A 23698-nucleotide genomic window follows, 5' to 3' on the forward strand; every position below is an offset into this window, starting at 1 on the left:
GAGATGCAATTTGCATCTCCTTTTTATTATTTATTTAAGAAATTGACCAGTTTTATGAGATCTGGTTCTTCGTTTAATTTTATTTTATTCGTTTTAATAAAATCTTTAACCGTATCCTTTTTATCAGCCGGCAAAGCATTTAATAAATCATCTGCTTTTTTAGTAATTTTTACAACACCATCTTCAGTTTTAATAAAATAAATTGGCTTTAAAACTTCAAATCTTGCAGGTGTACTTGGTAAAAGAGAATTGGGTGCTGGAATTTCTTCCTTGAATTTTGTAATATTTTTTCTCAAAAGTCTATTTTTTCCGCCAACTAATTCAAAGAAATAACCGGAATATTCATTATTTGTATTTGCCAAAACCAATTTTTCATTTGTGGTTTGAAAAGTAAATTTTGGATATGCTTCTTCTTTTGGAAGCTCATAAACATTGCCCGTGTTATTATCCATAATTTCAACGGTATCTAAAAATGGACTGTATCTGATAGGAATAATTCCGGAAGTATCACCCACTCTTGCAGGAACAAAATTAGCGTAGAAATAAGGCGTACCTTGTATATCAGAATATTTCAGTTTTTTTGGACCGTTATTTACCTCATCAATAATTTTACTGAAACGGGCTGTTCTGGCCATTTCAGTTACACTTATCTGTTGTGCCTGTAAAAATATACCACTGAAAAATAAACTTGCCGTAATGATTATAGTTTTCATTTGTTTTTAAATTTCAGTAAAAATACAATGAAATTCAGGATAAAAAAACATTTCGGATGAGATTTATATAAATTCAATAAAAGAATTCTCTTTTAAGGGAAGGATTCGGAATGTTAAATTTTATAATAATTAAAGATTATCATTATTTTTACAACACAAGTAATTATATGAAATTATCAGGTCCTTTCAAGCAAATTGTCACACTCAATCATCTTCCGTTAAAAGGAAAATTAAATGATGAAGCATTAGAAATCATTATTAATGGTGGAATTTTAACAGAAAATGGAATTATCACAGAAGTAGATAATTATGACTCATTAAAAGACAAATTCCCCTATTCTGAAATCGATTTAATTGAAAATGAGCAAATTGCAATTCCGGCTTTCACAGATGCTCACACGCATATTTGTTTCGGAGGGAATCGCGCCAACGATTTTGCCCTCAGAAATTCCGGAAAAACCTATCTGGAGATTGCAGAATCAGGCGGTGGAATCTGGAGTTCTGTAAAGCATACTCGAGCCGCTTCTGAAGAAGAATTGGTTGATGGAATTCTCAAACGTGTAGATATTTTATTGAAACAAGGCATTACAACCATCGAGATCAAAAGCGGTTACGGACTGAACGCTGGTGAAGAACTCAAAATGTTGCGTGCTATCAAAATAGCCCAGTCCAAAACTGAAGCTACACTCATTCCGACTTGCCTTTCGGCACATCTCAAACCAAAAGATTTTGAAGGTTCTTCAGAAGATTATCTCAATTATATTATTGAAGAAATTCTACCAAAAGTAAAAGAAGAAAACCTCGTAAAGCGTGTTGATATTTTCATTGAAAAGTCAGCTTTTCTGCCGGAAGAAAGTAAAATGTTCCTATTAAAAGCAAAGGAAATGGGTTTCCAAATTACAGTTCATGCAGATCAGTTTACGCCTGGAAGTTCAAGAATTGCAGTAGAAGTTGGAGCCAAATCTGCCGATCATCTGGAAGCAACAATTGATGAAGATATCGAGTTTTTAGCGAATTCAAATACTGTTGCTATTGCACTTCCAGGAGCAAGTTTAGGTTTGGGCGAGCCATTTTCTCCAGCCAGAAAAATTCTCGACAAAGGCGGAATATTAGCCATAGCAACCGACTGGAATCCCGGATCTGCACCAATGGGGAATCTCGTAACCCAGGCTTCTATATTAGCAACATACCAAAAATTATCAACTGCTGAGGTCTTGGCAGCCATTACTTTTCGTGCTGCTTATGCTTTGGATCTGGAAGATAGAGGAATTATTGCGAAAGGAAAAAAGGCGGATTTTATCACTTACGAGACAGATAATTTTCAGAATATCCTCTATAATCAAGGAAGTCTTGCGCCTTCAAAAGTTTATATCAACGGAAAATCAATTTTATGATAAAAGAAAGAGACAGCATTATTTTTGATCTGGACGGAACGCTTTGGGATGCGTCGGAAACGGTTTTCAGAGCATTTAATGACAGTTTAAAAGAAATTGGTTTTGATGTCAACGTCACTTCCCAGGAGGTCAGAAATTTTTCCGGACTAAAGATGGATGATATTTTTGCCCGTTTTTTTGGGTTCATTCCACAAGAAAAACTCCCAGAATTTATAGAAATTTACAACCAGAAAGAGAAGGAATATCTGAGCAAATCCGGTGGAAAATTGTTCCCGAAAGTAAAGGAAACTTTAGAAAAACTGAGCAAAAATTACAGCCTTTTCATCGTCAGCAATTGTATGGCTGGCTACATCGAGACGTTTTTGGATTACTATGATTTCAACAGCTATTTTGATGATTACGAATGTTTTGGAAACGATAATTTGCCAAAGGACGAAAATATTCGTTTAATCATTAGACGGAATGATCTCCAGAATCCCGTCTATATCGGCGATACGATCTGGGACAAAGAATCGTCTGACAAAGCCGGTATTGATTTCATTTATGCTGCTTATGGTTTCGGAAACATAGAGAATCCGGAATATCAGATAGAAAACTTCGAAGATTTATTAAATATTTAATTCAATAAAAAACCTCATCAATAAAATGACAAGGTTTTTATTTATAAACAAGAATTGAATTTATTTAAACTCAATCGGGAATTTCACTTGAGTATTATCCCAGCCGGCGTAAAGATCTGCTCCGGATTTTGTCTGCACAAAAGAGATTGACAGATATTCTACAGGCGCAGAGGTTTTTTCTACAGGAACGGTGATTCTCACCACATCTTTACTTTTGTCGTAAGCATACGCGCCCCATTTGTCGATGTCAGAATTCAGAACAATAGTCCATTCTTTTTCATTCGGAACAGCGAACAGGCTGTAAGTGCCTGCAGGAATGTCTTTTCCTCCAATTTTCACCGGTGTATAGAATTTAATTTCTGTGTTTTCGTTAGCGCCTAATCTCCAGATTTCACCATATTTCACAAGGTTTCCAAAAACAACTCTTCCTTTTTTTTGAGGTCGGGAATAGACTACTTTTACTTTTGCACCATCGGCTACAGTTTTTGCAGAAGTAGCATTCAGCGGGAAGTAAACGGCATCCATCGGACTCACATCTACAGAAGCATAAGACAATTTTGTCGGGTCAATTTTGGCTTGAGAAAATGCGCTAACTCCTATTAATAAAGAAGCGACTAAGATTAAATTTTTCATATGTAAATTTTATTTTATTTTTAATAATTGTTCTATCGCTTTGTCTAATGTTTCCTGTTTTTTCGCAAAACAAAAACGGATTACTTTTTCATTGGTTTTATCTTTGTAAAATGCCGAAAACGGAATAGTTGCAACTTTAAATTCTTTTGTGAGCCAATAGCAAAAATCCTTGTCTTGTTTATCAGAAATCAAACCAAAATTAGCGGAGAGAAAATAAGTGCCTTCACAATCCAGCATTTCAAATGGCGTTTCTGCCAAAGCATTTCTAAGGTAATTTCTTTTCTCTTCGAAAAAAGTTGAAATCTCCGAAAAATCCTGAATATTCTGAAGGTATTTTGCAATCGCATATTGCGCAGGCGTGTTCACACAAAAAACGTTGAACTGATGTACTTTCCGGAATTCCTTCATTAACTCTTCCGGGGCAAGTATGTAACCAATTTTCCAGCCTGTGATGTGTAATAATTTTCCGAATGAACCCACCACAAAAGTCCGTTCTTTCAATTCAGGATATTTGGCTAAAGTCAAATGAGACTTACCATCAAAAGTGATGCTTTCATAAACTTCATCACTCAAAATAATGATGTTCGTATCCTTTGTAATTGAGATCAATTCATCAATATCATTTTGTTTAAGAATTTTTCCTGATGGATTATTCGGATTGTTGATGATGATCATTTTGGTCTTTTCGGAAACCAGATTTTTGACTTCATTCCAATTAATTTCATAATCAGGATAAAGCATTTTGACGTTTTTCACGATGCCACCATTCAGGATAATTGCTGGTTCGTAGCAATCATAAGCTGGTTCGAAGATAATAACTTCGTCACCTTTCTCCACAAAAGCAGAGATAACAGTAAAAATTCCTTGTGTTGCGCCTGCCGTGACATTTATTTCAGAATCCGGATGATAATCCACCTGATATTGAGAACTGAATTTCCTCCAAATTTCTTCCCGAAGTTCCTTGATTCCAAACAAAGGTGCATACTGATTATAACCTTGTTTTGCAAAATCGCCCAGATATTTTAATAGATTTTCATCGGGCAGATAATCTGGAAACCCCTGAGAAAGATTGACGGCATTTTCCTGTTGGGAAAGAAGCGACATTTCTGTGAAAATAGTAGTTTTCACATCAGGAAGTTTGGAAGCGGATAATCTTAAAGCCATAATGATGGTAAAATTAAGTAATAATTATTGAATATCCATTTTGTAAATTTGCAAAAATATTCTTTTTGAAACGTCTCATCTCCATCGTCGGAACTACAGGAATCGGAAAAACCAGATTGGCAATCGATCTGGCAAAACACTTGGATACAGAAATTATTTCCTGCGATTCCCGGCAGTTCTATAGAGAAATGAAAGTCGGAACAGCAATGCCGACTGAATCAGAATTAGCAGAGGCAAAGCATCATTTTGTCGGTAATATTAGCATTAATGATTACTATTCGATTGGTTTATATGAACATGAGGCATTGGAAAAACTTACTGAAATTTTTTCTGAAAAAGATATTGCCATAATGGTCGGCGGAAGCGGAATGTACGAAAAAGCCGTTGTCGAAGGAATGAATGATCTTCCTGAAGCTGACGAAGAAAATCAGAAAAAGCTAATTGACATTTTCGAAAATGAAGGTATTGAACCGTTGCAGAAATTACTTTCAGAACTTGATCCGGAATATTATTCTGTCGTTGATAAAGATAATTCAAGACGACTTCTTAGAGCAATAGACATCATCTGGCAGACAGGAAAAACTTATACCGAAAACCTTAGTTTGCCAAAGCCGAGACGTGATTTTGAAACAATCAGAATCGGAATTGATGCGCCAAGAGAGGTGATTTACGAAAGAATCAATCTTCGCGTTGATAGAATGATGGAAAATGGATTGCTGGAAGAAGCAAAAGAATTAATTTCCCACAGAGACAAAGTTGCGCTGCAAACCGTCGGCTATTCGGAATTGTTCAGGTATTTTGATGGCGAATGGGATCTGGATTTTGCGGTTTCGGAAATTAAAAAAAATTCCCGGAGATATGCGAAACGCCAAATGACCTGGAACCGGAAATTGGAAGATGTGAATTGGGTTAACTATGATAATTCTCTGCAAGAAGCATTATCTTTGCTCACGAAATTAAAGATTAAAAACTAAAAATATGTCAAATACTTCATCTAATATGTTGGCTTTGGGAACAAAAGCACCTGAATTCAACCTTCCGAATCCTGTGAAAAATAATGAGATTCAAAGTCTGGAATCTCTGAAAGGAAAAAAAGGAACATTGATTGTTTTTATGTGTAATCATTGTCCGTTCGTGCTTCATATCATCGAAACATTGGAGGAATTATATGAGGATTATAAAGATCAGGGAATCGAGTTTATTGCAATCAATTCCAACGATGTCGACCGATATCCTGCAGATTCTCCGGAAATGATGGTAGAATTTGTTGATGAAAAAGGTATTAAATTTCCTTATCTGTACGATGAGAGCCAGGAAGTTGCCAAAGCTTATGATGCTGCCTGTACGCCTGATTTTTATTTTTTTGATGAGAATCTGAACTTAATTTATCGTGGTCAGATGGACGACTCACGACCAGGAAATCAAAAAGAGATTACAGGAGAAGATCTTGTGATTGCTTTTGAAAATCATTTGGCAGGTCAGGAGCAGGAGGTTTTCCAAAGACCAAGTTTAGGTTGTAATATCAAGTGGAAGCAAATCTAAAAGATAAATTTTAGCATTAAGATAAAATTAAAACCGTCTCGTTGTAAGCGAAACGGTTTTTTTATTAAAATTTGTCAATATTATTTCTAATAAAATCTTTCTGAGATTCGAAGGCTATTTTATCGATCTCAATTTCAGAAATATCAACCCATATTCCGGCGGATATTTCGGATTCTTCTAATTCTATTTCGAATTTCTTTTCCACTTTATAAAGAAAAAATAAATCCATCGTATTGTAATTGATGTTTTTATAAGGATAAACGTTGGGTCTGCTTCCGAGATATTGCAGTTTTTGGAGGTCTATATTCAATTTTAATTCTTCTTTCAGTTCTCTTGCACAGGTTTCTTCGGAAGTTTCTTTCGGGTCACAGAATCCGCCTGGCAGATCCAGCTTCCCTTTTCCTGGATCCTGATTTCTGACGGTGAAAAATAATTCGTTTTCGTGCTTTATGATTACTGCAACTGCAGCAGCCGTGTTATGATACAAAACAAAATCACAATTGCTGCAACTGAACTTGGTGATATTATTCCAAATCAGCGTTTCCTGTCCGCATTTTGGGCAGAATTTCAAATTTTCCATTGGATAAAATTAATAAAATAAGAGTTATCTGCAAACTGGAAAACCATCCCGGAATTTCGGGATGGTTGTAATTTATAATTTAATTATATTAAACCACTTTTTTATTTCTTGGGTGGAACTGTGTGATCACATCTCTCAATTCCTCAGTTTTCAAATGTGTGTAAACCTGAGTTGTTGTGATACTGCTGTGACCCAGCATTTCCTGAATGAATCTGAGGTCTGCACCGTTCTGTAACAAATGCGTCGCAAAAGAATGGCGAAATGTGTGTGGCGAAATACTCTTGTTGATTCCTGCTTTCTGGGTTAATTCTTTGATGATAATAAAAACAATAACTCTGGACATACTTGTTCCTCTTGTGTTCAGGAAAAGAATATCCTCATTCTTTTTATTGATTTTGGCAGTTGCTCTTACATTATTTATGTAATCCATAATGTAGTCTGCAGTTGATTTTGCTAATGGGACAAGTCTTGTTTTCTCACCTTTTCCTTCTACAAGAATGAAGTTTTCTTTGAAATTGATGTTAGAAATCTTGAGATCTACCAATTCCGAAACCCGCAGTCCACAGCCGTATAAAACCTCCACAATGCATTGGTTTCTTTGTCCAATGTCTGTTTTTTTATCTATGCTGCTTATGATTCTGTCGATGTCGTCTATGCTCAGAGTATCGGGCAGATACAATCCGAGTTTTGGACCTTCCAGAAGCGATGCAGGATTATCATCCCGGTACTCTTCTTCCAAAAGAAATTTGAAAAACGCTTTGATAGAAGACACGCCTCTAGCTTGTGAACGCTCACTGATTTTCTTTTTGGATAATTGATAAATGAATTCCTGAAGGTTTTCATAACTGATAATCTGTGGCGATATCTCTCCAAGATCATTAGTAGCAAAGCTTTCCAGCTTTTTGATGTCTCTGATATACGCATCAAGTGTATTATCAGAGAAGTTCTTCTCAAATTTGAGAAAATTTGAGAAATCTGTAATTTTTTCGGACCAGTTCATATTTGTGTTTTTAAATTGTTTTTTAATATGTATTATTTTTTCATATTCTATATATATAATTCTTGTTCAGTTATATTTAAAATTTCAATTCCGGCATTTTTTAAAAACTCCAGTCCGCTGTCATCAGAGTAGCCGGTCATATAGACTATTTTTTGAATGCCAGACTGTAAAATCAGCTTGCTGCATTCTTTGCAGGGAGACATTGTTATATATAACGTTGCTCCTTTGCAGGATTGTGTACTGCTTGCTATTTTTAATATCGCATTGGCTTCTGCGTGCAGCACAAACCAATTTGTTTTTCCGTCTTCATCTTCGCAGTTATTCTCAAAACCAGACGGCGTTCCGTTATATCCGTCGGAGATTATCATACGGTCTTTTACGATAAGTGCTCCCACTTTTTTTCTCTTGCAGTACGATAGATTGGCCCATTCGGACGCCATCTTAAGATAAGCAATGTCGAATTTATTATAATTCATTCTTCAAATTAATTGAAAACCGGCTTTCTTTTTTCCAGAAAAGCAGACACGCCTTCTTTGAAATCTTCCTCAGAAAATAACTCTCCGAAGTAATTAATCTCACTTTCTGTTCCCTTCTCGTGATCACTTGCATTAACAGCTTTTATAGCTTTTGCAATGCCTTGCGGTGAGTTTTTTACAATTTGCTCAGCCAGATGCTGCGTTTTTGGAAGTAATTCCTCCAAAGAAAAAACTTCATTTACCAAACCTATAGATTTAGCTTTTTCAGCGGAAATCATTTTGGCTGAGAAAATCATTTCATTTGCACGTCCTTTTCCTATTAATTTTGGCAATCTCTGCGTTCCTCCATATCCGGGTATCAATCCCAAAGTAACTTCAGGAAGACCAAGTTTGGCATTTTCAGAAGCATATCTTATGTGACACGCGAGGGCCAGTTCCAATCCTCCGCCCAAAGCAAAACCGTTAACTGCGGCAATTACCGGCTTGCTGAGATTTTCAATTTTATTAAAAACATAATGTCCTCTCGCCGATAGTTCTTTTGCCTGTTCCTGGTTCAGCGAAGGGAATTCCTTAATATCTGCACCTGCAACAAAAGCTTTATCTCCGCTGCCTGTAACAATTACACAGTTTACGCTTTTTTCAGAATCCAGATAATCAAAAACATTTTCAAGATCATTAAAAACCTGTGCGTTCAGAGCATTCAGACTTTCTGGTCTGTTGATCGTTACAATGGCGATTTTTCTTTCTATCGTTAATTTTATACTTTCGTAATTCATTCAAAAAGAAGATTATGTTTTTCTTTCTATATTAATTTCGAATCTAATATAGATATTTTTGCAAAATAAACAAAATATTAATGAATAATTAACATCTAAAGTGTTAAATATTTAAATCATCCAAATAATAATGATGAAAACTTTATTCAAAACCGGAAATTTATTATTTAAAACATACTATATATTTTTAATATTTATTATTTCCTGCGGAGGAAGTAATACTTCAAAAAAATTTGCTGGATACAAAACTACAACCGTTTCTTATTATGCGGATAAGTTTAACGGCAAGAAAACATCAAGCGGAGAAACCTACAGACATTCCAAACTTACAGCATCCAATAAAGCATTGCCATTTGGAACTCGTGTAGAAATTGTCAATATAGAGAATGAAAAATCGGTTATTGTTAAGGTTAATGACAGAGGTCCTCTCAAATCATCCAGAGAATTTGATCTCAGCCAAAGTGCTTTTAAAAAAATCGCTGACCTTGATGATGGTGTTGTGAAAGTAAAATATAGAATACTGAAATAGTTTATGACAACTTAGTGTTAAAATGTGTAAAGTCATTCGACACATAATATATTAAAATTGTTTAAATTTGCAATGCTTTAAAAAAAGTAAACAAATAAAAATCTTAAAAATAACATCAAGACAATGAGTTACATTTCATTTATCGAAGCAAGACAAATATTAGATTCCAGAGGGAATCCAACCATAGAAGTGGATGTTTTCACAGAAAGTGGGGCAATGGGACGTGCAGCTGTGCCTTCTGGTGCATCTACAGGTGAGCACGAAGCAGTTGAACTAAGAGACGGCGCGCCGGAATTCCTTGGAAAAGGTGTTTTGAAAGCGGTAGAAAATGTGAAAGAAATCATCGCGCCGGAATTGATCGGGCTTCCGGTTTTCGAACAAAACCTGATCGATGCTGTAATGATCGACCTTGATGGAACTTCTAACAAAGGAAAATTAGGGGCAAACGCAATTCTTGGTGTTTCTTTAGCTGTTGCAAAAGCTGCTGCTAACGAACTTAGAATGCCTCTTTATAAATATGTAGGTGGTGTCAATGCAAACACGCTTCCTGTTCCGATGATGAACGTGATCAACGGTGGTTCTCACTCAGATGCGCCAATCGCTTTCCAGGAATTTATGGTAATGCCGGTAAAAGCAGATTCTTTTTCTCACGCATTGAGAAAAGGAACTGAGATCTTCCACAGTTTGAAATCTATTCTTCACGGAAGAGGTTTGTCTACAGCTGTTGGAGACGAAGGGGGATTTGCTCCAACTTTCAAAGGAACAGAAGACGCTTTGGATACTTTGTTACAAGCTATCGAAAAGGCAGGTTACAAGCCAGGAGACGATATTATGATCGCTTTGGATTGCGCGGCTTCAGAATTCTACAAAGACGGCGTTTATGATTACAGAAAATTCCAGACGCCAGATGCGCCGGTTTTCTCAAGTAGCGAACAGGTTTCTTACCTTGCTGATCTTGCAAACAAATATCCGATTATCTCTATTGAGGACGGGATGCAGGAAAACGACTGGGCAGGTTGGAAAGAATTGACTGAGAAAATCGGAGACAGAGTGCAATTGGTAGGTGATGATTTATTTGTAACCAATGTTGAGAGACTTTCCAGAGGTATCAACGAAGGAATTGCAAACTCAATCTTAGTTAAAGTAAACCAAATTGGTTCTCTTTCCGAAACGATGGCGGCTGTGCAAATGGCTCAGCACAACAGATATACAACGGTAATGTCTCACAGATCCGGTGAAACTGAAGATTCTACAATTGCAGATCTTGCGGTGGCACAAAACTGTGGACAGATCAAAACCGGTTCTGCATCAAGATCTGACAGAATGGCGAAATACAACCAGCTTTTGAGAATTGAAGAAGCTTTAGGCGAAACTGCGGTTTTCCCGGGATTGGACGCTTTCAAAATCAAAAGATAATTAATTTTGATAAAATTATTATGGAAGGCATTTGAATTATTTCAAATGCCTTTCTGTTTTATTTAATTGTAAATCAATGTTTTATTCTGATAAATTATTAATAATAAATCATTTCATTTATTCAATTATTGGCGTCAATAGAATCAATTGAAGGATATGACTTTTGTCAGTTCTCTATTTACTAGTAAAGTGTTATATTTAACACATAAATATTTTTTAAAATGTCAGATAACAAAGTTATATTGAATTACGATGGTAATAGTTATGAATATCCCATTGTAGATAGTACTATCGGTGACAGAGGAATTGATATTTCCAAATTGAGAGATCAAACCGGATTGATTACTTTGGATCTTGGTTACAAAAACACAGGTGCTACAATTAGTGAAATTACTTACCTGGATGGTGATAAAGGTGAATTATTATACCGAGGTTATCCTATAGAACAAATCGCTGAAAAATCTAATTTTACGGAAGTAATGTATCTTTTGCTTCACGGAGAATTACCGAAAGCAGAGCAGTTCACAAGCTTCGAAAATAACATCAAGAAATATAATTTTGTAGCAGATGAGCTTAAAAAACTGATTGATGTTTTCCCTCGTTCTGCGCATCCAATGGGTGTTTTGTCTTCTTTGACTTCTGCGCTTACAGCTTTTAACCCAAAAGCGGTAGATGTAAAATCAAAAGAAGAGATGGATATTGCAGCAGAATTGATGATCGCAAAATTCTCTCACCTTTGTGCGTGGACTTACAGAAAAACGCAAGGTTTGCCAATCAACCACGGAGACAATAGCCTGAATTATGTAGAGAACTTCTACAAAATGGCTTTCAAACTGCCTAATCAGGAATTTGTGATGGATCCGGTTGTGGTTGCAGCTTTAGACAAATTGTTGATCCTTCACGCAGACCATGAGCAAAACTGTTCTACTTCTACTGTAAGAATGGTTGGTTCTGCTCATACCGGTCTTTTTGCTTCTATCTCTTCCGGAGTTTCTGCGCTGTGGGGACCGCTTCACGGTGGTGCAAACCAGGCAGTTATCGAAATGCTTGAATTGATTGAAAAAGATGGCGGAGACGTGAGCAAATGGGTTGAGAAAGCTAAAGATAAAAATGATAGTTTCCGTCTTATGGGCTTTGGTCACAGAGTTTACAAAAACTTTGACCCAAGAGCGAAGATCATCAAAAAAGCGGCAGACGATATCTTAAATTCTTTAGGAATTCAGGATAAAGCGCTTGATATTGCAATGCAATTGGAAAAAGTAGCTTTGGAGGACGAATACTTCATCGAAAGAAAATTATATCCAAACGTAGATTTCTACTCAGGAATCATCTACAGAGCTTTGGGGATTCCTACAGAAATGTTCACCGTAATGTTCGCATTAGGAAGATTACCAGGATGGATCGCTCAGTGGAGAGAGATGAGACTGAAAGGCGACCCAATCGGAAGACCAAGACAGATCTATCAAGGTGCTCAGCAAAGAGATTATCTGGATATCAAGAGCAGATAATATTTTTTAATAAATTAATAATCCCCGAAACACTGTTTTTGGGGATTATTTTTTTGGAACAATTCGAAATCAGAAATCTAAAAAGCTTGATAAAGATTATAAACAGATATTATTGCTGAATCTTCTCTTATTGCAAAGCTTTAATTATATTTGCGACACTTACATTTTTATGGCAATTAATCTTAATATTAAAAACGAAACCGGCAAACTGAAGTCTGTAGTTCTGGGGCAACCAAAATCAAACGGTCCTGTTCCTACACTTGCAGAGAGTTACGATGCAAAATCATACCACACAATAGAAAATAATCTCTATCCGAAAGAAGAAGACATAATATTTGAAATGTCAGAATTCGAGAAGGTTCTGAAAAAATATGATGTTGAGGTTTTTCGTCCAAAAATAATCAAAGATTATAATCAGGTTTTTGCACGTGATGTTGCCTTTGTGATCGAGGATAAAATGATCATTTCCAATATTATCCCGGATCGTGCAGATGAACAGGAGGCTTATCGACACATCATTGATAAAGTATCCTGGAGAAACGTTATTAATTTGCCGGAAAAAGCACATATCGAAGGTGGTGATGTCATCGTTTGGGACGAGTTTCTTTTCATCGGGACAAGCTACAGTCCGGATTACAGAAATCTGAAAACAGCCAGAACCAACGAATATGCCATCGAAATTTTAAAGGAATATTTCCCTAAAAAGAGAATCATTGATCTTGATTTAAAGAAAAGTGACACCAAACCTTACGAAGGAATTCTACATTTGGATTGCACCTTTAACCCAATTGGTGAGGACAAATGTGTGATCTACAAAAATGGATTCGTGGATGAAGATGACTATCAGCTTGTCATCGATATTTTCGGTGAAGAAAATTGTTTCAATGTGAATGATGAAGAGATGTTCCAGATGTTCCCGAATGTATTTTCAATCGCACCGGATGTTGTCGTTTCGGACGAAGCTTTCACCAGAATGAATAACCATTTCCGAAACGAATGGGGAATTACCGTAGAAGAAATTCCTTACCGCGAGATTTCCAAAATGGGTGGATTGTTGAGATGTTCGACGCTTCCATTAGTTAGAGAATAATCTTTTAATCTTTTAATTCTTTAATCATTTAATTAAAAAATGCAGACCACAAATACAGTTCTAATGATAGAGCCAATTGCTTTCGGATTCAACGAGCAGACGGCAGTCAACAATTATTTCCAGGTTCATCAGGAAGGAAATGTGCAGGAAAAAGCGCTTGAAGAATTCAATTCTTTTGTTGAAAAACTGAGAGCGAAAGATATTAATGTTATTACCATAAAAGATATGCTTGACCCGAAAACCCCGGATTCTATTTTTCCGAATAACTGGGTGAGCTTTCACCAAGATGGGAAAGTTGTTCTCTATCCAATGTTCGCAGAGAACAGACGTTTGGAAAGACGTGAAGATATCATCAATCAAATCAAAGAAAAATTTGACGTCAAAGAAATCATCGATTATTCTAAGATTGAAAACGAAAACAAATATCTGGAAGGAACGGGAAGTATGATCTTCGACCACGATAATAAGATCGCTTACGGCTCGGTTTCATTAAGGTTGGATGAGGAACTTTTCAGGAAATTCTGTGGTGAGTTTGGATTCAAGCCAATAGTTTTTCATTCTTACCAGACGGCTGGCGAAGAAAGGTTACCGATCTATCATACCAATGTAATGATGTGTGTCGCCGACAAATTTGTTGTCATCTGTCTCGATTGTATTGATGATGAAACTGAAAGGCGATATGTTGTAGATTCCATCCAAAATTCTGGAAAAGAATTGATAGAAATCTCCGAAGAACAAATGCAGCATTTCGCGGGAAATATGCTTCAGGTGCAAAATAATTCCGGAGAAAAATTCCTGGTGATGAGCCAAAGTGCATACAATTCTCTGAACAAGAATCAGGTTTTTGCGATCGAAAAATACTGTGAGATCATTTATTCAGATCTAGAAACTATAGAAACCAACGGTGGTGGAAGTGCCAGATGTATGCTGGCAGAGGTTTTTCTGCCGAGGAAATAAAAAATTTAATTATGAAAAAAAGCCCTGATCAATTTTGAATCAGGGCTTTTTATTTCATTCACTGAATTATAGTTAGCTTGAGTAAGAGGGAAAATAAACAAAAACATGACTTTGATTTCATATCATTAGCAAATCCATTAGCTTTTTAAAAACAATATGTTAATTCTTAAATTTTTACGGGAACACGTAAGGTTTTTCATAAGATTAATTTTTATTTTTGCAAACGAATTATAATACGTCACTTTTTGACGCCGGCCGGATTTAGTTTTGCGTTCGGAATTATTATTAAATTAATTAAAACACAGATGAAAAAACTCTACCTCAGCTTATCACTGTTTGTGATAATTGCTGCCAGTGCACAACAGGTAAAATGGGAGAAAAATATTTCTTCCTCCACACAGGATTTCCTAAGCAATATGACTTCCACAATAGACAGGCAGATTCTGCTCTCCGGAAGCTCAATACAAAACCAATCCAACAACAACGGACAACCAGCCACCAACAGCGGTTACGATTACCACATCCTAAAGCTCGATCAGCAAGGTTCTAAAGTCTGGGAAAAGTATTTTGGCGGAACCAGACACGATTACCTGACATCTTCCATTGCAACACAGGAAGGTGGATTCGTACTTTTTGGCACTTCGTTTTCCAATATTTCCGAAGACAAAAAAGAGAATAATCTTGGCGGAAGTGATGCCTGGTTGATTCGCCTGAACGAAAACGGGGAAGAACTTTGGCAGAAAACATTAGGAACTAAAAGCAATGACGAGGCATCGGCAGTAGTACAATCCACCGATTTGGGATTCTTTGTCGCAGGCAACATCAATGACAATAAAAAGCTGTTCGGATCCAAAGATGTGTTCGTTTCAAAACTGGACAAAGACGGAAAATTAATCCAGACGACCATTCTCGGAGGCAGATCCCTTGACGAAGTTACCGATATGATCCCGACTCCGGACGGTGGAGCGGTCGTTTTAATCTATTCCACAAGCGGAATGATGAATGATAAATCAATTATCAATGATGATGATTTTTTCACCAACAACCAAAAAGCCACCATCAACTATCAACCAAAAACCAGCAACAATGAAGGCGAAGGCGACTATTGGATCATAAAACTTGACAAAAATTCTAATATCGAATGGCAGAAAACCTATGGCGGAAGCGGTGACAACCGTCCCAAAAGTATTGCATTTACTGACAGTGGATATTTAGTCTCAGGCGAAAGCCGCAGCAATTCTTCGGGAAACAAAAAAGAGAATGTAAAGGAAGGAACAGACATTTGGGTACTTTCTTTAGACAAATCCGGAAATGAGATCTGGCAGAAAAACTACAATTTCGGGAACAGGGATGTGGCAATGAGCCTTGATGTGATCCGGAAAACCAACAAAGATAATCATAGTGAAGACCGGGGCTTTCTATTAGGCGGCTATACCCAGGCCGAAGAAAAAATACAGAAAGATGATGAAAAATTCTGGATGCTGTATATCGACACCAATGGCAAAGAGGAATGGCGCAAATATGTAGAAGGCAAGGAAAAGAAAAATGAGGAACGTTTGGTTTCTGCCAAATTACAACGTGACGGAAGCTATCTTTTGGCCGGAACAAGTGCAGACCAGCTTGGAGAAGAGAATTGGAAGATCGTAAAGCTTAGCGATAAACAACTAGATGATTTGGTAGAAAACAAAGACATCCAAATCTACCCGAATCCTGTGAAAGACTATTGTTATGTGGAGATCGGTGTGGACTTCCAGAGTGCGGACATCAATCTTTATGATATGACGGGCAGGATTCTTCAGCAATTGCAGACCAGGAACAAGGTGACGAAGGTCAACACAAGTAAACTTCCGCAGGGTGTTTACATCATCAACGCCACAACAAACACAGACAAAAAACTATCAACTAAAATTGTTAAAGAATAAAACACTATGAGAAAATTACATAAAATTCTATTATTATGCTTGTCAAATCTTTTGTTTTCACAAAATAACACTCTCCCTCCTGCAACAAGTACGGTACAAATGCCGGGGTTTTCTACACCAGAAGTTTCTAAATTATTCAGGTATTCAGACTTTCCTAATATAAGTTCTATTGGTGGAACTGATATTGAAATTCCAATTTATACTATAAAGCTAGATGGAATGGAAATTCCTATAAAACTAAAATATGATACCAAAGGTATTAAAATAGCGGATATTGCCAATGATGTTGGACTTGGATGGAGTTTGATATATGGTGGCAATATTGTAAAAGAAGTCAGGGATACCGATGATTTTCTTTCATATAATTTCTTTTTTGATCCTAACTGTAATACAGGTGGAATGGAAGATTACATGCAGTCAGCAGATCATCGTATATCTAAAGGTTACTTTGATTCTGTTGAAAGTTCAGTAGGGAGTTATGCTGTAGATTATCAAATAGATTCTTCACCAGATTTTTATAAAATCAATGCTCCTGGATTAAATGATAAATTTTATCTTGAATTAAACCACCCAATGGGTCTCAAGGTACATTTTTTGAATAATATTAATAGCAGATCACCAGATATTTTATTTAGAGGACAAACAACAGTACTAAATACCCGAGCAGCTAATCCCTATTATGTAACCGGTTTTCAAAAATTTAGAATTGAAAACAGCTTAGGATATGAATATTCTTTCGATGTTCCTCAGGGAACTGCTATTAATTTTTTTCCTCAAACCTTTGAGGACAATATTAATTTATATCCGGCTGATGTTAATACTTGGAGATTGGGGCAAATTAAATCTCCATATTCTTCAAAAACTGTAAATTATGTTTTTGAGAGTTTTTCAAATACCTATCTTAACCCTACACTAAATATTCCTAACCAGGGAGGATTTATTCCTGATGGTGATGGAGGTGTATTTGCAACTGGAACGAATCCCAGTAAGAGCCCATCTGATGGAGTTGCCAAAATTATTTCAACATATAATTTAAATAATAATAGAATAAAAAAAATTAATTTTGATGATGGGGCAATTAATTTCACATACTCTACTCAAAGACTAGACTATAACGGAAATGTTTTGAGCAAGATAGAAGTTGTCAATAAAAACGGACAGGTAATAAAAAGTTTTGATTTAACGTATTCATACTTTCAACCAGCTGATCCTTCAATCTGCAATGATAATTATACTTGTTTACGATTAAGACTAGATAACATACGGGATTCATCGAGTGGAAATTATACATTTAGTTATGGAACTAATAATTCAGATTATTTATTTCCGAAAAGAACATCTTCAAAGGTTGATTTTTTAGGTTTTTTTAATGCCAATTCTTCTGATATTCAGATTTTTACAACACTGCCAGCTCCAAATTATCCAAGAGATAAAATTTATTATTATCCGCAGTTAGAGAAGGATAATTACCTTCCTTTTCAATTAAACAATCTTGCCTATGCCTCCCAAACCGGAACTGTGGACAGGTCCTCTAATGAGAATTCATTAATAGGTCTTTTAACAAACATCACTTATCCAACAGGAGGAAGCTTGTCAATACAATATGAAAATGATTATTTTAATTATATGGGGATAAGTTATAAATTAGGAACAGCAAGAGTAAAGAAGCTCATACAGAATTTTAATGATGGAACTACTTTAGAAAAAAATTATTCCTATGATTTAGATGATGGAAAATCTTCTGGACAAATTGCTTTTTTTAATATTAACAGGCCTAAAATAGGATTAGAAATTAATAGCACTGCTTATGTATTATATTCAAAAGTAGAAGAATCCATTACTGACAAAGGCAAAACTATCAGCGAATATAGCAACTTTAATGAATATCCAGATTTATTAGAAAAATATGATTTTCCTAATATTTCAACACAAAACGAACTTAAAGCATTAAGGGAAACAAAATTTCCATATATCAATGTATCATCCCAGAATCACAGACGTGGTTTATTGACTCAAAAAACGATAAAAAATAATGCAGGAATAACTATAAGTAAAGAGATCTATAAGTACAAAAATTTTATAAAAGATAGTTTAGCAGTACAAAAAATAATTTCGAATTATAAACCAAATATAACATCATGTGGCGGCACTTGGGGGTTTAAATATGTTAATAACGCAAGAAATTATATCAGAGCCGAAAACAGTTTCTTAACAAATATAATTAAGGAAAGTTATATATCCAATGGAATAGTTATTGAAAAAAATAATTACATATACAATGAGCCTGATGATTTGATGATTACCAGCCAAAATTTAACTCCTGATGGACTGATAACTGAGACAAATTATAAGTATCCTAAAGATTTAAACCAAGCTTGGCTAGTTTCTAAAAATATAATTGGAATTCCATTAATTACCGAAACAAAAAGAACTGGTAGTGGAACACCAAAGACTATTGCTAAAGTAGAAACACTTTACCCAATAGACCAGACTGATGCAAACACTTATACTTCAGGATTTCCATTGCCAAAATCCGTATCCTCACATGATATTTCATCCGGTAATTTATCAACAGAAGTAACTTACAATCAATATGATTCAAAAGGTAACCTCTTGCAATACACCACAAAATCAGGCGTTCCGACAGCAATCATCTGGGGTTACAACAATATCCAGCCCATTGCTAAGATAGAAGGCGCAACATATGCACAGGTAAGCAGTTTTGCAACCGCCATAATCAATGCCTCAAACGATGATGCTAACGATGCAGCCGTGGGCAACCCAAAAGAAGCCATTCTTTTAACCGCTTTGGATACATTCAGAAATAACGCTTCATTATCAGCTTTCCAGATCACGACTTACACTTATGATCCGCTGATTGGTGTAAGAAGCATTACGCCACCATCAGGAGTGCGTGAGGTCTATATCTATGATACGGCCAACAGGCTGAAAGAAGTGAAGGACATCAACGGAAATATCCTGAAAGCCTACGATTACCACTATAAACCATAAAACACAAAGATGAAATCAAAGATTAACAAACACAAAAAAAACCACGAAAATAGGGTTTGTAAAAAACACATACTACACCTCGGTTTACTGTTTATAGCGGTAAACGCCTTTTCCCAGACGGTTCCCAGCCTGACGGAGAATTATGTCTACACCAAAACCTATCTTTCCAAACCCGGCGATCCTGTCCAGAAACCGCCAATGGAAACCATTCAGTATTTTGACGGACTGGGAAGACCAAAGCAGGTTTTGAATGTCAAAGCTTCGCCTTTGGGTAATGACGTAGTAACCAAAATAGAATACGACGGCTTTGGGAGACAAACCAAAGATTACCTTCCTGTCCCGCAATCCGGTAGTTCAAACGGAGCGATTTACAGCAATCCGCTGGCGAATGTCACCTCCACACCTTACGGAACTGATAAAATCTATTCCGAAAAAGTGATGGAAAACTCTCCATTAGACAGAATCCTGCAGCAGGTACAAGTTGGAAATGCATGGTCTTCTAAACCCGTAATCTTCGGATACGAAACCAATACCGCTTCCGAAGTTAAAAAGTTTGTGACCACCACCACTTGGGTTAACGGTGCCACCAGTTACGCCCTAACTCAAACCGTGAACTACGGGGCTGCCCAGCTCTACAAGAACACAGTCACCGATGAAGATGGGAATATAACCATAGAATTTAAAAACGGAGAAGGACAAACTTTGCTCGTTCGTAAAAACGACGGGACTCAGAATACAGATACCTATTATGTCTATGACGAGTACAACCAGCTGGCATTTGTAATCCCGCCACTGACCGCAGCCAAAGCGTCACTATCCCAAAGTAATTTGGATGACCTCTGCTACCAGTACAAGTACGATGGCAGAAACAGATTGGTAGAAAAGAAACTCCCGGGCAAAGGCTGGGAATATATGGTGTATGATATGGCAGACCGTCTGATCCTTACTCAGGATGCTAATCTCGCACAGCAGGGCAAATGGCTGATCAGCAAGTACGATAAGTTCGGCAGGGTCATCTATACCGGAATTATTCCCGGCGGAGACAGGCTCAGTATGCAGAATCAGATCAATAATCTGGTCATCACCGAGCAGCCAAGCAGCACAGGCTTTGCAAAAAGCGGACTTACCATTTATTACACCAATAACTATTTTGTTTCTCTGGACACGATTCTCTCCGTCAATTATTATGACACCTATCCTTCCGGGACGGTTTTTCCAACGGGCGATGCCATACTCGGCGTTCCGATCCTGAAAGATACTTTTCCGCAAGGCGTGACCCAATCTACCAAATCCCTGCCGACTGCATCCTTTGTAAAGAATATTGAGGATGACAAATGGACGAAGAATTATACCTTCTACGACCAGAAAGGAAGAGCTATAGGCTCCCACAGCTACAATCATTTGGGAGGTTATACGAAAACCGAAAGCGCTCTGGACTTTACAGGCGTGCCGCAGAAAACCCTTACCTATCACAAAAGGCTCAGCACCAATAACGAAACAATCGTGGAGGAAAACTTCACCTATGACAACCAAAACCGTCTCACCAGACATACCCACCAGGTGAATAGTAACCCGGTGGAAACACTGACTCTGAACCATTACAATGAGATCGGGCAGCTGGATTGGAAAAAAGTCGGTGGCACAACAACAGCACTTCAAACCGTTGATTATAAATACAACATTCGCGGCTGGCTCTCTTCTGTGAACGATCCTGCCAACAGCACCACAATGGGAACCGACCTGTTTGGTTACCGTATCCGTTACAATGAGCCGATTGCAGGGCTGGCAACGCCCAATGTCAACTTCCCTAGTTTACAGGTAAAACCAAAATACAACGGCAACATTGCCGAGATCGACTGGAATGCGGTGGAATCCACAGGTGCTGCTGCATCAGATAATCCTTACCGCTATGGCTATGTTTATGACGCATTGAACAGGCTGCAGGCAGGCTTTTATCAGGATCCGGCCAATCCTTCCAAAGGCACCAACAACGAGATCATCGAGCAGTACGACCTCAACGGGAATATCATCAAGCTGAAACGTTTTGCATACAAACCAAAGAGCACCGTTCCGGCGAAGATTGATGATCTTACCTACACTTATACCGGAGGCAGCAACAAGGTCACCAACATTGCCGATGCATCCGGTAACACCAATGGCTACGAAGGCGGAAACGGTTTGATAGAATACGATGCCAACGGCAATATGACGGTAATGCCGGACAAAGGAATTACGAACATTGCCTATAACTTTCTCAACCTCCCGAAAGAAATTGTTCAGGTCAACAATACCAAATATTATTACAGGGCAGACGGGACAAAGATCAAGAAAGCCTTTACCCTCAACAACCCGGATGGGAGCAATACAGCCAACACCGAGTATCTGGACGGGTTCCAGTATGTTACCAAAAGTTCCATTGTTGCAGATGCTTTCCAAAAGACAGACGATAATACGCTGGCAGCTAAAACTGCAAACGAAGAGGAGACCTTTGTTTCCCGTGGCGATGAAACCCTGAGACCGGGAGACCCAACCACGATGGCACTCTCATTCTTCCCGACGGCAGAAGGTTTTTATGATTACGAAAATTCTAAGTACATTTACCAGTACAAAGACCACTTGGGGAATGTGAGGTTGAGTTATGCTAAGGATGCAACTACAAATACTATTGAAGTGTTAGACAGAAATGATTATTATCCCTTCGGGATGAACTTTGTGGGGTACAACTCCGGATTTGATGCGATGGGATCGTTGATGAATTACAAGTACAACGGTAAAGAACTACAGGAGACCGGAATGTATGACTTCGGATCTCGCCAATATATGGCAGATATTGGACGATGGATAACTGTAGATCCTTTGGCTGAAATAGGAAGAAGATGGACTCCTTATAATTATGCTTTAGATAACCCAATTAGATTTATAGATCCAGACGGAAGGTGGCCATATCCTGTAACTACAAGATCTTTTGCTCCATTCAAATCATTTGGAGGTTGGTTTGGTGGAGATAATAGAGGGTTTTCTACTTCTTCTTCTGTTTCTTCTAGATTATCTCATAGTTATGTAATGAATACTGATAATCATACCTATACTAATTATGGAGCAAGTTCAAGCCCTTCTACGCATCCGTTACTAGGTTCTGCTACTGCAAAAGATGATCGAGGAACTATTACAAATGCATCATATACATCAAATAAAGATGGAAGCACTACCACATCGTGGACTTCTACAATGGCGGGACATAATCCGTTAGTTCCAGGTTCTCCAGATATTGATGTAAAAACTAATTTTAGTTTGACTGAAAATAAATCGGCTGGTACATTAGGGGTTAGCGTTACTCAAACTGGAGATGCTTTTCCTTCAGCCGAAACTATGATTGGAGATACAAAAGGAAATCAATTAATGGTAGGTGTTAGTCCTGCAAGTGGAGATCCTTATAGTAGTTTACCGGGAGATGGAGACAAAGCAATGATGACTAATAATTTTACTGTAACAATGGACGAAAATGGAGTATTTACAGGAGTGCAGCAAGGCGATAAAACCTACTCTGTAGGCGATTGGAATAAAGCAATGCAATCTACTCCGGCAGTACAGCAATCAGATCCAAATGAACAGAAAAAATTAAATGATATGATGGATAACGGACATAAAGAATAATAATTATTAGATACAATGAAAATATTAAAGACAAATTGGATAAATATATTAGGTGTTTTTATAAGCGTTTTACTTTATTCCATTATTTATAATCTTACTGTAGATGACGGTGTTACTAGAAATTTTTTTCAGTCAATATTTGCTGCAATACTTTTGGTACTCCTATATGGTTTAATGTTTTGGATAGGTTTTATTTTATTACTTATAGTTTTAGATTTAATCTTAATAGTTCCTAATCAAAGTAATTTAAAATTAAAACTGTTATTACAATGGATAATAATTAGTGGACCTATTATATATTGGGCTATTATATATGAGAGACAAAGAAATATTTATATTATTGCTGTAATTAGCTTTCTAATTACACAACTAATAAGAGAAAAATTAATAACAAAATCTCGATAGCTCGATATTGTAAACAAAAAGCCACTCATTGAGTGGCTTTGTTGTTATTCTCCTTTGGCTTTTTCTTGTGCCAAATCTTACCAATCAATCGGTTTTGCAAACCGAAGTTGGTCTCGTCCCTGCATTCAAAAGTCTTTTTGAATACATAAAAAGATGGACATTGCAATGATGAATGTAAAAATGATGCTCATTTTAATTAATATATATAGGTTGTTAAAATCAAAAATTTCCATACTGTTCAATCAATTATGTCCTGTGTCCTGTATTGTTCGGAAACAAATGAATAGAAAGGCTTTTACGTGCGAAA

19 protein-coding genes are annotated in these 23698 nt (G+C 36.9%); 12 read left to right on the plus strand and 7 right to left on the minus strand.

The genetic code is table 11. The features are described 5' to 3' along the window. Positions 1-26: 26 nt before the first annotated feature. Positions 27-713 carry a hypothetical protein gene (locus ACFJGY_RS02965; protein WP_379967977.1) on the minus strand — a complete coding sequence of 229 codons (687 nt, stop codon included), beginning with the start codon at positions 711-713 and terminating at the stop codon, positions 27-29. Positions 714-880: 167 nt separating this feature from the next. On the opposite strand from ACFJGY_RS02965, the gene hutI reads away from it, so the two are divergent. Then, the gene (hutI, locus tag ACFJGY_RS02970) at positions 881-2107 is read left to right on the plus strand and encodes an imidazolonepropionase (RefSeq protein ID WP_379967979.1); all 1227 of its coding nucleotides are present in this window, start codon (positions 881-883) and stop codon (positions 2105-2107) included. Continuing rightward, positions 2104-2727 (plus strand): HAD family hydrolase, encoded by a 624-nt coding sequence (locus ACFJGY_RS02975; protein WP_379967981.1) that lies wholly within the window; start codon positions 2104-2106, stop codon positions 2725-2727. Before hutI ends, ACFJGY_RS02975 begins: the two co-directional genes overlap by 4 nt. A 60-nt stretch (positions 2728-2787) precedes the next feature. On the opposite strand, the gene ACFJGY_RS02980 is transcribed toward ACFJGY_RS02975, so the two are convergent. Together ACFJGY_RS02980 and ACFJGY_RS02985 are read right to left on the minus strand one after the other, a co-directional pair. Further along, complete coding sequence (locus ACFJGY_RS02980; RefSeq protein WP_379967983.1) at positions 2788-3360, minus strand: DUF2911 domain-containing protein; 573 nt, start codon at positions 3358-3360, stop codon at positions 2788-2790. Between the two features lie 9 nt (positions 3361-3369). Next, positions 3370-4524, minus strand: coding sequence for a methionine aminotransferase (locus tag ACFJGY_RS02985; protein WP_379967985.1), 1155 nt, complete (start codon positions 4522-4524; stop codon positions 3370-3372). A gap of 65 nt (positions 4525-4589) precedes the next feature. Here ACFJGY_RS02985 and miaA point away from each other — a divergent pair, with 65 nt between their 5' ends. Both miaA and ACFJGY_RS02995 read left to right on the plus strand, forming a co-directional pair. After that, complete coding sequence (gene miaA / locus ACFJGY_RS02990; RefSeq protein WP_379967987.1) at positions 4590-5498, plus strand: tRNA (adenosine(37)-N6)-dimethylallyltransferase MiaA; 909 nt, start codon at positions 4590-4592, stop codon at positions 5496-5498. Positions 5499-5502: 4 nt separating this feature from the next. Further along, positions 5503-6066, plus strand: a complete 564-nt coding sequence (locus tag ACFJGY_RS02995; protein ID WP_379967989.1) for a thioredoxin family protein — start codon at positions 5503-5505, stop codon at positions 6064-6066. 64 nt (positions 6067-6130) lie between these two features. Here the strand turns inward: ACFJGY_RS02995 and ACFJGY_RS03000 are convergent, their stop codons facing one another. The 4 genes from ACFJGY_RS03000 to ACFJGY_RS03015 all read right to left on the minus strand — a co-directional run bounded on the left by ACFJGY_RS03000 (position 6131) and on the right by ACFJGY_RS03015 (position 8898). Beyond that, the gene (locus ACFJGY_RS03000) at positions 6131-6601 is read right to left on the minus strand and encodes an NUDIX domain-containing protein (protein ID WP_379970089.1); all 471 of its coding nucleotides are present in this window, start codon (positions 6599-6601) and stop codon (positions 6131-6133) included. Between the two features lie 133 nt (positions 6602-6734). After that, the gene (gene xerD / locus ACFJGY_RS03005; RefSeq protein WP_379967991.1) at positions 6735-7646 is read right to left on the minus strand and encodes a site-specific tyrosine recombinase XerD; all 912 of its coding nucleotides are present in this window, start codon (positions 7644-7646) and stop codon (positions 6735-6737) included. Positions 7647-7693: 47 nt separating this feature from the next. Further along, positions 7694-8122, minus strand: a complete 429-nt coding sequence (locus ACFJGY_RS03010) for a deoxycytidylate deaminase (RefSeq protein ID WP_379967993.1) — start codon at positions 8120-8122, stop codon at positions 7694-7696. A gap of 8 nt (positions 8123-8130) precedes the next feature. Further along, complete coding sequence (locus tag ACFJGY_RS03015) at positions 8131-8898, minus strand: enoyl-CoA hydratase/isomerase family protein (protein WP_379967995.1); 768 nt, start codon at positions 8896-8898, stop codon at positions 8131-8133. A gap of 130 nt (positions 8899-9028) precedes the next feature. On the opposite strand from ACFJGY_RS03015, the gene ACFJGY_RS03020 reads away from it, so the two are divergent. From ACFJGY_RS03020 to ACFJGY_RS03055, 8 genes are all read left to right on the plus strand, one after another. Continuing rightward, positions 9029-9427 carry a septal ring lytic transglycosylase RlpA family protein gene (locus ACFJGY_RS03020; protein ID WP_379967997.1) on the plus strand — a complete coding sequence of 133 codons (399 nt, stop codon included), beginning with the start codon at positions 9029-9031 and terminating at the stop codon, positions 9425-9427. Between the two features lie 123 nt (positions 9428-9550). Further along, entirely contained in the window at positions 9551-10843 is a 1293-nt protein-coding gene (eno, locus tag ACFJGY_RS03025) for a phosphopyruvate hydratase (RefSeq protein WP_379967999.1), read from the plus strand. Positions 10844-11064: 221 nt separating this feature from the next. After that, positions 11065-12351, plus strand: a complete 1287-nt coding sequence (locus tag ACFJGY_RS03030; RefSeq protein WP_379968001.1) for a citrate synthase — start codon at positions 11065-11067, stop codon at positions 12349-12351. A gap of 175 nt (positions 12352-12526) precedes the next feature. After that, positions 12527-13441 (plus strand): dimethylarginine dimethylaminohydrolase family protein, encoded by a 915-nt coding sequence (locus tag ACFJGY_RS03035; protein WP_379970091.1) that lies wholly within the window; start codon positions 12527-12529, stop codon positions 13439-13441. 39 nt (positions 13442-13480) lie between these two features. Continuing rightward, on the plus strand, positions 13481-14398 hold the full coding sequence (gene ctlX / locus ACFJGY_RS03040; RefSeq protein WP_379968003.1) for a citrulline utilization hydrolase CtlX: 918 nt from the start codon (positions 13481-13483) through the stop codon (positions 14396-14398). 305 nt (positions 14399-14703) lie between these two features. Then, positions 14704-16320 carry a T9SS type A sorting domain-containing protein gene (locus tag ACFJGY_RS03045; protein WP_379968005.1) on the plus strand — a complete coding sequence of 539 codons (1617 nt, stop codon included), beginning with the start codon at positions 14704-14706 and terminating at the stop codon, positions 16318-16320. Positions 16321-16326: 6 nt separating this feature from the next. Beyond that, entirely contained in the window at positions 16327-19332 is a 3006-nt protein-coding gene (locus tag ACFJGY_RS03050; protein ID WP_379968007.1) for a hypothetical protein, read from the plus strand. 9 nt (positions 19333-19341) lie between these two features. Beyond that, complete coding sequence (locus ACFJGY_RS03055) at positions 19342-22986, plus strand: DUF6443 domain-containing protein (protein WP_379968009.1); 3645 nt, start codon at positions 19342-19344, stop codon at positions 22984-22986. The last annotated feature ends 712 nt before the right edge of the window (positions 22987-23698 follow it).

Origin of the sequence: Epilithonimonas sp. UC225_85, assembly GCF_042695135.1 — a bacterium.
Lineage (GTDB): Bacteria > Bacteroidota > Bacteroidia > Flavobacteriales > Weeksellaceae > Epilithonimonas.